Origin of the sequence: Pusillimonas sp. MFBS29, assembly GCF_020687695.1 — a bacterium.
GTDB lineage: Bacteria > Pseudomonadota > Gammaproteobacteria > Burkholderiales > Burkholderiaceae_B > Pusillimonas_C.
On sequence record NZ_JAJEWL010000003.1, the window covers coordinates 83,584 to 96,556 of the forward strand.

Sequence of the window (12,973 nt, forward strand, 5' to 3'; positions counted from 1 at the left end):
TGGATGTCCTCTGGGTTAATGGCTTGCGCCAAGATAAGCCTGGATCACGTCAGGATTCTGACGCACTTCATCAGGCAAGCCATCGCCAATTTTTTTGCCGTAATCGAGCACCACCACCCGGTCGGAGATATCCATGACAACACCCATATCGTGCTCGATCAGCACGATGGTTGTGCCGTATTCGTCGTTGACATCAAGGATGAAACGGCTCATGTCTTGTTTCTCTTCGATGTTCATGCCGGCCATGGGCTCATCAAGCAGCAGCATGCGCGGTTCCATGGCCAGCGCGCGGCCCAGGTCAACCCGCTTTTGCAATCCGTAAGGCAGGCGCCCGACCGGCGTCTTGCGATAGGCCTGTATTTCCAGAAAGTCGATGATGTTTTCAACAAATTCACGGTGGGCAATTTCTTCGCGCTCGGCCGACCCCAGGCGAAACGCCTGGGCCAGCACACCGCTTTTCATGCGCAGGTTGCGACCCGTCATGATGTTGTCCAGCACGCTCATGCCCTTGAACAAGGCCAGATTCTGGAAGGTGCGCGCGATGCCCATCTCGGCGGCGCGCCTGGAATTCATTTTTGCGAACTTCACACCAGCCAGCGTGATTTCACCCTGCTGCGGCGTATACACGCCATTGATCACATTAAGCATGGAGCTTTTACCGGCACCGTTGGGGCCGATGATGGATCGGATCTCGTGCTCTTTGACGTCGAACGAGATATCGGTCAGGGCTTTCACACCGCCAAAGGCGAGCGAAATATTTTTCATGTCGAGGATGACATCCCCGATGCGCTGATTGCGATCGGTTTGACTCATAGCGGACTCATAGTGGGTTGCCGGATTGCTGGCCTAAGCAGCCTTTTGGGTGTTGCCTGGATAGACAGTGGCCGGGACAATTTTCAGATCTGCTGAAATCTTGCCGCTGCGCCCGTCTTCGAACTTGACTTCGGTTTCAATGAACTGGTTGGCCTTGCCCTGAAACAGGGCATCGACCAGCACACCATACTTTTGCGCGATAAATGCACGCCGTACTTTGCGGGTGCGTGTCAGCTCGTCGTCGTCAGGATCCAGCTCTTTGTGCAGGATCAGGAAGCGGGAAATTTGCGACCCTGCGAGCTTGGGATCGGTCGCCAGTTCGGCATTGACCTGATTCACGCAGTCGAGGATCAGTGCATAGACCTCGGGCTTGCCGGCCAGATCGGTATAGCCTGCATAAGGCAAACCTTTTCTTTCAGCCCAGTTTCCTACCGCTTCAAGGTCAATATTGATGAAAGCACATACCTCGGATTTGTTGGCGCCAAAAGCCACTGCTTCCTTGATATGCTGGAAAAACTTGAGTTTGTTTTCTATGTACTTGGGCGCGAACAGGCTGCCGTCCGACAGTTTGCCAACGTCTTTGGCGCGATCGATGATCTTGAGCTGCCCGTCGTCATCGAGATAGCCTGCATCACCAGTGTGATACCAGCCGTCGGCGGTGTAGGACTCGGCCGTGGCTTCGGGATTGCGGTAATAGCCCTTGAACATGCCTGGACTTTTTATCTGGATTTCGCCATCGGACGCCACCCTGATCTCGACACCTTTTACAGGTGGCCCGACCGTGTCGGAACGCACCTGGCCATCGGATTGAACACATACGAATACCGAGGTTTCGGTAGATCCGTACAGTTGCTTCAGATTGATGCCTATCGACCGATAGAACACAAACAGATCGGGGCCTATGGCCTCGCCGGCGGTGTAGGCGACACGAACCCGGCTCATGCCCAGGGCGTTGCGCAAGGGGCCGTACACCAGCACATTGCCAATGGCGTATTTAAGCCTGTCGATTGCGCTGACACCAGGATCTTTGTCGAGGATGCTTACACCCACCCGGCGTGCCAGCTTCATGAACACATGAAACATTTTGCGCTTGATGGCGCTGGCGTCTTCCATGCGGATCATGACGTGAGTCAACAAGCCTTCGAGCACCCGTGGAGGTGCAAAGTAATACGTTGGCCCGATATCGTGCATATCGATGGAAACCGTTTCTGGCGACTCGGGATGGTTCACGGTAAAGCCGGTGACCAGAAACTGCGTATACGAAAACATGTTCTGGCCTATCCAGGCAGGCGGCAGATAGGCCAGCACATCTTCCTGGTCGGTCAGGTTTTCAAGTTCCTGAACTGCCAGCGCACGGTCGATGAGCGCATGGTGCGAGAGCATGACGCCCTTGGGCTTGCCCGTGGTGCCCGACGTATAAAACATCGCTGCGGCGTCGTCCGGCTGAATCGCTGCCATGGCCCTGGAGACATAGTCGGGGTGCGCATTGGCATAGTCATTGCCCATCTCGAGCAGGCGCTCGTAGCTCAGCAGGCGATCTTCTTCCTGATAGTTGCGCAAACCGCGTGGATCGTCGTATACAACATGGGTCAGGGCGGGACACTGGTCGCCGACCTCGAGCATCTTGTCGACCTGCTCCTGGTTCTCAACAACTGCCACGCGTATTTCGGCATCTTGCAGGACAAAAAGCATTTCCTGAGCCACTGCATCCTGGTACAGCGGCACTGGTATGGCCCCTATGGTCTGGGCGGCCATCATGGACAGGTACAGACGCGGGCGGTTCTCACCTACAATGGCGACGTGTTGTCCTGGCTCAACCCCCAGGGACGCCAGCCCGTTGGCCAGCATGCGTACCTGAGCAGAGAGCTCGGACCACGTTACGGTTTGCCAGATGCCCAGATCCTTTTCACGTATGGCAGGACGTGAGCCGCGAACTTGGGCATGGTGCTCTACCAACGCCGGAAACGTGCTCGGCACAGCGATGCTTTGCACAGGCGGATTTTGGGGCATGGTTGTCTCCTTCAGCCAAAAAGGCAGCCCCTTGGAACAGGGCTTTTGTAATCTGTATTACCAGCTGCTTTATGATCTGGTTTTTCTTAAGTTGTGCTTAAGTTATTAGTTTGCCGGCGCGTCAACTGTCACCAACGTGACATTCCCGCACTTTCTAGGGTTAATCCTCATGCTACTGAAAGACTCTCTGCAGAATGCTGCTGCCTGGTTCGATCTGCTGGATGCCGACCAGCAGGAACGTGTGCAGCGCGACGTACAGGTCACGCATTACCCTGCAGGAGCCATGATAGAACGCAAAGGCGAAAAAGCCTACGCCTGGATGGGAGTCCTGACCGGCCTGGTCAAGGTGTCGGTGGGCAATCAGGATGGGAAAATGGCTTCGCTGACCGGGGTCCCTCCGGGAGGCTGGATAGGCGAAGGCTCATTGCTCAAGCGCGAAGCGCGTAAATACGACGTTGTCGCCTTGCGCGACTCGGCAATTATTCGCTTGCCGGAAAGCACCTTCAACTGGCTGCTCGACAGCAGCATCCCTTTCAACCGCTATCTGCTGCACCAGCTCAACGAGCGCGTAGGACAGTTCATAGGCAAGGCTGAATACGACCGCCTGCTGGCGCCCGACGCGCGTGTGGCCCGGTGCCTGGCCGAACTGTTCAACCCCCTGCTTTATCCGGCCAAAAGCACGCGGCTGGACATTACCCAGGAAGAAATCGGCTATCTGGCACGCACCTCACGACAGCGCACCAATCAGGCGCTGCGCACGCTGGAAGCGGCTGAATTGCTGAAAGTGGAATATGGGGCAGTCCAGGTACTGGATCTACCCGGACTGCGTCAATACGGAATGTAGTGCACTGACCGGAGCAGGCTTGCACGCCTGGCCCGGTCGTATAGGTCAGTCCAGCTTCAGGCCGGCCTTCTTGATGACGGCGGCCCACTCTTCCCGCTGAGCCTCGGCATAAGACTTGAAGTCTGCCGCGCTCATGGGCAAAGGCTCCACACCCATGGCTCGTATCTTCCCGTCGACTTCGGGCGACTTCAAGGCTGCCTGCAAGTCGGTATTCAGCTTGTCCACCACATCGGTGGGCAGTCCGGCCGGGCCTACCAGCCCTTGCCAGGCGTAAGCGGTAAAGTCTGCCACCCCTGCCTGTGCCATCGTCGGAACATCAGGCAAGGTTGCCAGCCGCTCAGGTGTGGCAACCGCCAGCACACGCAGCTTGCCTGCCTTGATGTTCGATGCGGCGGCGGCCGAATCAACAAAGCCCACGCTGACCTGTCCGCCCAGCAAATCCTGCAGGGCCGGTGCGGCGCCTTTGTATGGAACGTGGGTAATCTTGACGCCGGCACGTTGCTGGAACATTTCCAGGGCCAGATGATGAGGCGAGCCTGCGCCTGCCGACGCCGACGTCAGCGTACCCGGCTCCTTGCGAGCCGCATCGATAACATCCTGCACGGTCTTGAAGGGAGAGCTTTCGTTGACAGCCAGCATCAGGGGAAATCGTGCCAGGCCGCCAATATAGGTGAATTTTTCAGGGTCGTACTGCAAGGACGAATACAGCGAGGGGTTGTAGGCCAGCGTACCCGAATCAGCGGTTCCAAATACATAACCGTCAGGCTGCGCCTGTTGAATGTACGTGGCGCCGATAATGGTCGCCGCACCCGGTTTGTTCTCGACTACGATGCTTTGTCCCAGCGACTTTTCCATATTCGCGGCAACCAGGCGCCCGATAACGTCGGAGCCCCCGCCTGCCGGGTAGGGAATTACCCACTGAACGGCACGTTCGGGCCAGGCAGCGTGGGCCAGGCTGGCTGCCCCAAGCAGCGAAAGGGCCGCCAGGCTCTTGATGAATTTGGACATCGATGTTTCCTCCGTTGAATTAATACAGCTTGTTCTGTTCGTTATTATGCAACGGATTTGACATACATCAAATACGGCAAGCGCCTGACATTTAACGCGTCCCCAATTAATTTTTCGCAATATTTATAAGGGACGGAATCCGTCCGGCGCACTAAAATACCTGCATCCGCCCAAACAGGGCTCTTCTCATTCACTCCACAAGCATAAGGCTCAACCATGTCAGAACATCCGACGCATGCACTCCCGTCTTATTTGAACTCCCACGAACTTGGTCCATGGGGGATTTATCTCGAGCAGGTCGAGCGCGTGACGCCTTATCTGGGCAAGCTGGCCCGCTGGGTCGAAACCCTGAAACGGCCCAAACGCTCACTCATCGTCGATATTCCCATCGAGCTTGATAACGGCACCATTGCGCATTTCGAAGGCTACCGGGTGCAGCACAATACTTCGCGCGGGCCCGGCAAAGGCGGCGTGCGTTTCCACCAGGACGTCACCCTGTCCGAGGTCATGGCACTGTCCGCCTGGATGTCCGTCAAGTCGGCAGCCGTCAACCTGCCCTTTGGCGGCGCCAAGGGCGGGATACGTATAGATCCGCGTAACTATTCGCGCGGGGAACTCGAGCGCATCACGCGTCGCTACACCAGCGAAATCGGGGCCATCATCGGGCCCAACAAAGATATCCCAGCACCCGACGTCAATACCAATGCCCAAACCATGGCCTGGATGATGGACACTTACTCCATGAACGAAGGCGCGACAACCACCGGCGTTGTCACCGGCAAGCCGGTCTCGCTGGGCGGCAGCCTGGGCCGCGTGGAAGCTACCGGACGCGGCGTCTTCGTTGTGGGCCGTGAAGCCGCCCGCGATGCAGGAATTCCTCTGGAAAACGCACGCGTCGTCATACAGGGTTTCGGAAACGTTGGAGGTACCGCTGCACGCCTGTTCTACGAATCCGGTGCCAGGGTCATCGCCATACAGGACCACACCGGTTGCGTGTACAAGAGCACCGGCCTTGACGTTCTGGCATTGCTGAAACACGCGGAAGAACACGGCGGGATTGCCGGCGCACCCGACACCGAAAGCCTGACCGTATCGGAATTCTGGTCACTTGAAACCGAGCTGTTGATTCCGGCAGCCCTTGAAGGACAGTTGCACAAAGACAATGCCAACTCAATTCGGGCCAAAATCATTATCGAAGGCGCCAATGGCCCGACCACCCCCGAAGCGGACGACATCCTTACTTCCAAAGGTACCCTGATCGTCCCCGACGTACTGGCCAATGCCGGTGGTGTGACCGTCAGCTACTTTGAGTGGGTGCAGGACTTTTCCAGCTTTTACTGGTCCGAACCGGAAATCAATCAGCGTCTCGAGACCATGATGATAGACGCCTACACATCCATCTCAGCCGTCGCCAAGGAACATCAGGTCAGTCAACGAACATCCGCTTTCATTACCGCCTGCACACGGATTCTGGAAGCACGCGAGGTGCGCGGTCTCTATCCCTGATCGCCGTTCTGCCACGGGCGTACCGCCGGCGCAAAAGCGCCCGGCGATACGCCAGGCCTTTCATCAATCGATGCACGCATATGCTCGATGGCGGGCGATATCACACGACGCTGCCGCAACGCCTTAGGCAAACCCGCAGCCGCATCGACAAGAACGCGCCAAAACATGCCCGACACACGCGCCTGCTCCAGTCTGGCGCAGGTACAGCGCCATGCCGGCCCAACGGGACGGCGCATCCAGGCCAGCCAGATCTCGTTACGTATGCGCCAACGCTTGCGCGGTCGGCTATCCTGCACAGCTCGTGGCAGTCGCTGACAAATCACATCTTCCATATACACCACATGCATACCCTGCCCGGCGATATCCAGCGACAGCAGGGCTTCCTCGCCCCCCGTGAAAAACGGTGGCCAGAATCCACCTGCGTCGAGAAAAGCGCGAGTCCGCACGATGCACGCACTTGCGCTGAAATCGAGCAGACGCGGACCAGGCAAATTTCCTCGCGGCAATGAACTTTTAGCCATACGGCCGCAAGCAGGACTCAGTTGCCGAGCCGCCCCGATCCGGACACAGGCGCTCAACACCGCAATCTCGGGCATGGCGTCCAGTATGCTGGCGGCACGCTCCAGCGCACCGGGCTCCCAGCGCGTATCTGCATCACAAAATGCGATGTAGGGTGTATGAACATACGCCGCAGCAATGTTGCGGGCTGCCCCACCCAGATTGCGCCTTGCGCGAATCAGCATGACTGAAGGAAAACGCTCTGCAATGGCCGCAGCCGTTCCATCTGTAGATCCATTGTCGATCACCAGAATCGGCCATGCTCCCGGCAATTTACACAAAGCGTTCAAAGTGCCAAGTACAGTCACCCGGCTGTTGTACGCAGTAACAACGATCGATACACGTCCTTCGATGGGCATTAGTAGGCTTACCTGATAATTAACTCGAAGCCTTACCCAGCATTCTCCGTGCCCGGCATACCTCTGGTTTTCACCAAGAGGCGTGCTCGGCCTCGGTCGCGTCGTATTCATCCAGCCGGTTATAGAGAGTCTTCAGGCTGATGCCCAACATTTCCGCTGCAGCTTTTTTAACCCCACCACACTGCTTGAGCGTTGCAAGAATAATGCGCCTGTTGGCGTCTGCCAACGGAACCCCCACTGGCACCAGGACCTCTGAGCCCCAGCCGGCGGAATGCCCTTCAAGCTCAAAGTCGTTGAAATCGCCGGCAATAATCTCATCGGCCAATATATAGCTGCGATATACATAATTGCGCAGCTCCCGGACATTGCCTGGCCAGGAATAAGCCCGGATGGCCTGCAGTGCCTCGGGCGCAAAGCTTTTTTCAGTATGGTTCTCGGTGTTGAGCTGTGCCAGAAAATGTTCCGCCAGCAACACGACATCATCCTCGCGATCGCGCAAAGGCGGCAGCTCCAGCGGGAAGACACTCAGCCGATGATATAAGTCTTCGCGCAGCGCTCCACTGCTCACAGCCAGTTCAGGGTTGCGGTTGGTAGCGGCAATCACCCTGACGTCAACAGCAATTTCCTCGTGTGTGCCCACACGCATGAAACGTCCGGTTTCCAGGACCCGCAGCAAGCGCACCTGCAGCTCCAGCGACATTTCGGTAATCTCGTCCAGGAACAGTGTCCCGCCGCAGGCACGCTCGAAATACCCTTTATGTTGTCGGTCCGCACCGGTAAAACTACCCTTTTCATGACCAAAAAGCTCGCTCTCGATCACATTGGATGAAATTGCACCACAATTGATGGAGATGAGTGGTTGCTTATGCCGGGTACTGGCGCGGTGGATGGCTTCGGCCGCCAGTTCCTTGCCGGTTCCACTTTCGCCGATCAACAAAACCGTCGCCCGTGTCGGGGCAACTTTTTCGATATGTGCACACAGCAGCTCCAGGGCACGGGATTTACCCACCATCCCCGCAAAGCAATCGCTGGCGTTCGATACCTGTCGCTCAATCGGCATGGACTGGAGCTCACCCAATACGCCGCGCAAGCGCCTGAGACAGACCGGCTTGAGCAAATACTCGACTGCTCCGCAACGCAGGGCCTGAATTGCATGGTCCACGTCTGGATCAGCGGTCATGAAAACCAGCTGAGTGCCTGGCAGCTCCACCTGCTTGCATAAATCGATACCGGTGCCGTCGGGCAGGTTCACGTCCAGCAACATGACGTCAGGTTTTTGCCTGTCGATCTGTATCCGGGCTTGCCTGATATCACCTGCCTGTGCAACGGTATATCCATCTTCGGCACCTATGTCTGCAATCAGCTCACGAACCGCAACATCGTCCTCGACGACTAAAAGATGTGGCATGAATACCCTCTTCACCTTGGTTGCATGACTTTGGACTAGCATGTAAGGTCATCGTACTAGCAGATACGGGTAAATATGCTTGTTAATTGAAACGAGATATGTTTCACCACCGCCGGAGCCGTTTCGCCAATGTGCCACCCACTTACCACAGACCAACGATGAAAAAAGCATCCCGCATTCTGGGCCACACCCCCCAGGCGTTCGAGCTTGCCCGAGCTATCGTGAAGGCAGCCCCTACCGAGGCCAGTGTGCTGCTTATAGGGGAAAGCGGGACGGGCAAAGAGGTTGTTGCCCGGGCAGTTCATCAGCGCAGCCACCGGCATACCGGGCCCTTTATCGCCGTAAACTGTGGCGCGATCACGGAATCCCTGGCTGAAAGCGAGTTTTTTGGCCATGAAAAAGGCAGCTTTACCGACGCGTCGGCAACCACGCAGGGCTGCTTTGAGCAGGCTCATCACGGCACGCTGTTCCTGGACGAGATCACGGAAATGCCTTTACCGATGCAAGTGCAGCTGTTGCGCATCCTGGAAACCGGTCAATATCACCGGGTAGGGGGCACAAAACAGCTCAAGGTCAACGTCCGCATCATCGCCGCCACCAACCGGGACCCCAGGCAGGCGGTACAGGAAGGCAGGCTGCGCTCGGACCTGCTGTACAGGCTGGCCGTGTTTCCAATACGCATGCCGACCTTGCGGGAACGCAAGAAAGACATCATGTACTTCGCACGGCGCTTCGTCGATGAGCTTAATCGACAGGAGAACACGCAGAAAACGCTCGCGGCATCGTCCAGGAAAGCACTCGAAGCCCATAACTGGCCCGGAAATATTCGTGAACTGAAGAACGCCATTACGCGCGCCCACATCCTGGCGGACGACGTGATCGAAATTCAGCCTGTGACTTCCCAGTACCTGAGCAATCCGCCCGAAATCCACGATGGGCATATCAAGATCCCCGTTGGCACTTCCCTGCTCAAGGCTCAGCAAGCAATTATTACGGCCACCCTGGACTCGTGTCACGGAGACAAGCGTCAAGCCGCTCTTGCCCTGGGCATCAGTCCCAAAACGCTCTATAACCGTCTGGCGCAATACCAGAATGAAGCCGACTCCAAGCCACATTCCTGAGCCTGGAACTTCTTACACCGATCGGTAATTTATCTTACCCTTGCCGGGCACATTCCATGGCCCACGCCCCTGTGGGATTGCTCGCTAAACCTGGCATCAGTATTGCTTGATTCTCAGTACAAGCCAAACTTATGCCAGGAGCGACCACGTGACCCAGATACGCATTGAACAGCAGGCGCGCCAACAACTATCGCTGACACCCAAGCAACAGCAATCCGTCAAGCTGCTCCAGATGTCAACGCTGGAGCTGAGCCACGAAGTCAATACAGCCATCGCCAACAACCCGTTTCTGGAAGAACCCGACGAGACGCAGACTGATCCCGAGGCAAAGGAACAGGATACCCATACGGAAATGAAGGCCGGAACAACGCAGGAGCATGACATGCCCGATATGCCCGCCGCCTGGTCCGGCGACTATCCGCGTCCGCACAACACCGTCGAAGGCGCGAACGACGTAGGTGTCTGGGCACGTAGCGTTACATCGCTTCAGGACAGCCTGCTGGCGGACCTCTGCAACTATGCGCTCAGCGAGCGCGACCGACGGCTGGCTGAACACATTATCGAAGCCATGGACGATAACGGATACATGCGCACGCCCTTCTCCGAACTGGTTGTTCCCGGCCAGTTTGATCCGGAAGTGGATAATGACGAATGGGAAATTGCCTTGCGTCTGGTCCAGCAACTGGGCACACCCGGCCTGGGCGCGCGCGACCTGACCGAATGCTTGAGGCTGCAGCTGGAGGCCCTGCACACTGCAACACCCCGTCGCGCCCTGGCCTTGCAGATCGTCACCGGGCATCTGGACAAACTCGGTCGTAATGATACGCCCGGCCTGGCGCACAGCCTGCGCCGCACAGAGCAGGAAATACAAGCAGCATGCACGCTCATACGCGGTCTTGAGCCCTATCCCGGCAATCGGCACAGCACCGTCGATCCTTCCTGCTATATCGTCCCGGATGTCATTGTGCGCAAGTCAAACACACAATGGGTCGCCGCCTCGAACCGGGACGCCATACCGCAAGCACGACTCAATGCCACATACGCCCGCCTGTTCCGTGGCACACGCTACAGCGAGCGCGCCCTGATGGCAAAAGAGTTGCAGGAAGCCCGCTGGCTGCTGCGCAGCCTGGAACAACGTGGCAACACCATACAGCGCGTAGCGCAGGCCATCGTCGCCCGCCAGCAAACCTTCTTTGAATACGGCGAAATCGCGCTGCGGCCGCTGATGCTCAGTGAGGTCGCCGCAGAACTCGATATCCACGAATCAACTGTCTCGCGCGCTACCAGCAATAAATACCTGGCATCACCACGCGGAATCTTCGAGTTCAAGCACTTTTTCTCGCGTGAGCTGCCAACGCAATCGGGTGGCACATGTTCAGCCGGCGCCGTACGCGCCTTGATACAGGAAATGATAGAAGACGAGGATCCAAAGTCACCATTGTCTGATGTGGTACTCGCCCACAAGCTTGAGCGTGAAGGCATAGTTGTAGCGCGCCGCACGGTATCCAAATATCGCGCGCAGATCAAAATACCCTCTGCCGAACTGAGACGCGCCTTCTGAGATGGCGGACCCACCGGATGCAGGGGTGAGCGAAGATCGGTAAAATGGCCTATTTCGCCGCTTTACTACCCATGGCTATGCCCGCCCCCCGCTCCAGCAACATGATGATATTCACAGCCCCATGACTGCGATACCGTACGCCGTCAGGGCTGAGAACATTTATAAGTCCTTTGGCACCAACAAAGTGTTGCGCGGTATCTCGTTTACGGCTGAACAGGGGAAGGTGCTGTCCATCATCGGCGCATCGGGCTCCGGGAAAAGTACCTTGCTGCGCTGCATCAATCATCTGGTCGTCCCCGACGAAGGTCTGATACACATCGGTGCGGAAACCCTGCGCAGCCACAAGAGGCGTGATGGTACCGCAGCCAGTACTGACATTCGCCAGCTTGAACGTGTGCGTGCCCGCCTGGGCATGGTGTTCCAGAATTTCAACCTGTGGTCGCATCGCAATGTCCTGCAAAACCTGCTGGAAGGCCCATTGCACGTTCAGCACCGTCCCAAGGCGCAAGCCACCGAGCATGCCATGCAATTGCTGACCAAGGTGGGTCTGGCCGACAAAAAAGATGCGTACCCCAGCGAACTGTCGGGCGGACAACAGCAAAGAGTGGCCATTGCCCGCGCACTGGCCATGAATCCCGATGTGCTGCTGTTTGACGAACCCACCTCGGCGCTCGACCCGGAAATGGTCGGAGAGGTACTCAGGGTCATCCGCCAGCTTGCCGAAGAAGGCCGCAGCATGATCCTGGTGACCCACGAAATGAAGTTTGCCCAAGACGTATCCGACCACACGCTGTTCATGCATAACGGCCAGATTGAAGAAGAAGGCCCGCCAGACCAGTTGTTCAGGCAGCCCGGAACCGAGCGTCTGCGCCAATTCCTGCAACCTGCATACTAAAATGTGGCGGCGTCAAGCCAAATGCCACAAGAATAACCAACGGCTGTTCCCAGCCTCCCCTCAAAGGAATCTTAAAGTGATCACTCCCTTTTTGCAGAAAACCGTGCTTTGCGCCGGCCTGGCCCTGGTTGGACTCTCAGCCACTGCCGATACCCTGAAGATAGGCACCGAAGGTGGCTACCCTCCCTGGAGCATGGTCGATGCCAGCGGCAAAGTCAGTGGTTTCGATGCCGACGTCGGCAACGCACTTTGCAAAGAACTGAACGCGGACTGCCGCTTTGTAGTTCAGGCTTTCGACAGCCTGATTCCGTCGCTGGACGCCAATCGCTTCGACCTTATCATTTCCGGAATGTCGGTCACGCCCGAACGTGCCAAGCGCATCAACTTCAGTATCCCCTACGCAGTCGAAGACGCTATCTTCGTACTGCCCAAAGACAGCCCGGTCATCAACGCAGGCACCCCTGAAGAGATCTTCAAAGGCCTGGCAGGCAAAACCGTAGGCGTACAAGGCGGCACAACCCATGGCGACTATTTGCGCCAGAACGCGGGCGACGTCAAGGTCAAGAACTACGACACGCTGGACCAGATGCAGATCGACCTGGACGCCCGGCGCCTGGATGCCACGTTTGCCGACCTGACATCGCAATCGAAATTCCTGAAAAAAGTCGGTGATCAGCACTTCAGTCTGTCCAGCCTGACCATCAAAGGCTCTTCCGCACCAGAGGTACTGGGCTACGGAATCGGGGTCGGCATCAACAAAAACAATGCCGAACTGAAAGAAAAAGTCGACGCTGCACTTTGCAAGCTGATCAACGACGGCGTCATCAAGACATCCAGTGAAAAATGGTTCGATATCGACATCTCGAACTACGAGGTCTGCAAGAAGTAAG

General features: G+C 56.9%; 11 protein-coding genes. 6 read left to right on the forward strand and 5 right to left on the reverse strand.

Annotated elements, in window-relative coordinates; genetic code table 11:
- Positions 1 to 15 precede the first annotated feature (15 nt).
- The gene (locus LKR43_RS05470) at positions 16 to 813 is read right to left on the reverse strand and encodes an ABC transporter ATP-binding protein (protein WP_227682946.1); all 798 of its coding nucleotides are present in this window, start codon (positions 811 to 813) and stop codon (positions 16 to 18) included.
- A 33-nt stretch (positions 814 to 846) separates the two neighbouring features.
- Positions 847 to 2,823 carry a long-chain fatty acid--CoA ligase gene (locus tag LKR43_RS05475; protein WP_227682948.1) on the reverse strand — a complete coding sequence of 659 codons (1,977 nt, stop codon included), beginning with the start codon at positions 2,821 to 2,823 and terminating at the stop codon, positions 847 to 849.
- A 169-nt stretch (positions 2,824 to 2,992) separates the two neighbouring features.
- Between LKR43_RS05475 and LKR43_RS05480 the strand changes: the two genes are divergently transcribed.
- Positions 2,993 to 3,667, forward strand: a complete 675-nt coding sequence (locus LKR43_RS05480; RefSeq protein WP_227682949.1) for a Crp/Fnr family transcriptional regulator — start codon at positions 2,993 to 2,995, stop codon at positions 3,665 to 3,667.
- 45 nt (positions 3,668 to 3,712) lie between these two features.
- Here the strand turns inward: LKR43_RS05480 and LKR43_RS05485 are convergent, their stop codons facing one another.
- Positions 3,713 to 4,675, reverse strand: a complete 963-nt coding sequence (locus tag LKR43_RS05485) for a tripartite tricarboxylate transporter substrate binding protein (RefSeq protein ID WP_227682950.1) — start codon at positions 4,673 to 4,675, stop codon at positions 3,713 to 3,715.
- Positions 4,676 to 4,891: 216 nt separating this feature from the next.
- Between LKR43_RS05485 and LKR43_RS05490 the strand changes: the two genes are divergently transcribed.
- Complete coding sequence (locus LKR43_RS05490; protein WP_227682951.1) at positions 4,892 to 6,181, forward strand: Glu/Leu/Phe/Val dehydrogenase; 1,290 nt, start codon at positions 4,892 to 4,894, stop codon at positions 6,179 to 6,181.
- Here the strand turns inward: LKR43_RS05490 and LKR43_RS05495 are convergent.
- Both LKR43_RS05495 and LKR43_RS05500 read right to left on the reverse strand, forming a co-directional pair.
- Positions 6,172 to 7,209: a glycosyltransferase family 2 protein gene (locus LKR43_RS05495; protein ID WP_370632069.1), complete on the reverse strand. Its 1,038-nt coding sequence runs from the start codon at positions 7,207 to 7,209 to the stop codon at positions 6,172 to 6,174. The genes LKR43_RS05490 and LKR43_RS05495 overlap by 10 nt on opposite strands.
- Positions 7,169 to 8,506 carry a sigma-54 dependent transcriptional regulator gene (locus tag LKR43_RS05500; RefSeq protein ID WP_227682953.1) on the reverse strand — a complete coding sequence of 446 codons (1,338 nt, stop codon included), beginning with the start codon at positions 8,504 to 8,506 and terminating at the stop codon, positions 7,169 to 7,171. Before LKR43_RS05500 ends, LKR43_RS05495 begins: the two co-directional genes overlap by 41 nt.
- Positions 8,507 to 8,664: 158 nt before the next feature.
- Here LKR43_RS05500 and LKR43_RS05505 point away from each other — a divergent pair, with 158 nt between their 5' ends.
- The 4 genes from LKR43_RS05505 to LKR43_RS05520 all read left to right on the forward strand — a co-directional run bounded on the left by LKR43_RS05505 (position 8,665) and on the right by LKR43_RS05520 (position 12,972).
- Positions 8,665 to 9,627, forward strand: a complete 963-nt coding sequence (locus tag LKR43_RS05505) for a sigma-54-dependent Fis family transcriptional regulator (protein WP_227682954.1) — start codon at positions 8,665 to 8,667, stop codon at positions 9,625 to 9,627.
- Positions 9,628 to 9,775: 148 nt separating this feature from the next.
- Entirely contained in the window at positions 9,776 to 11,188 is a 1,413-nt protein-coding gene (locus LKR43_RS05510; protein WP_227682955.1) for an RNA polymerase factor sigma-54, read from the forward strand.
- Positions 11,189 to 11,309: 121 nt separating this feature from the next.
- Entirely contained in the window at positions 11,310 to 12,083 is a 774-nt protein-coding gene (locus LKR43_RS05515; RefSeq protein WP_227682957.1) for an ABC transporter ATP-binding protein, read from the forward strand.
- Between the two features lie 76 nt (positions 12,084 to 12,159).
- The gene (locus LKR43_RS05520) at positions 12,160 to 12,972 is read left to right on the forward strand and encodes a transporter substrate-binding domain-containing protein (RefSeq protein ID WP_227682958.1); all 813 of its coding nucleotides are present in this window, start codon (positions 12,160 to 12,162) and stop codon (positions 12,970 to 12,972) included.
- Position 12,973: the final 1 nt, after the last annotated feature.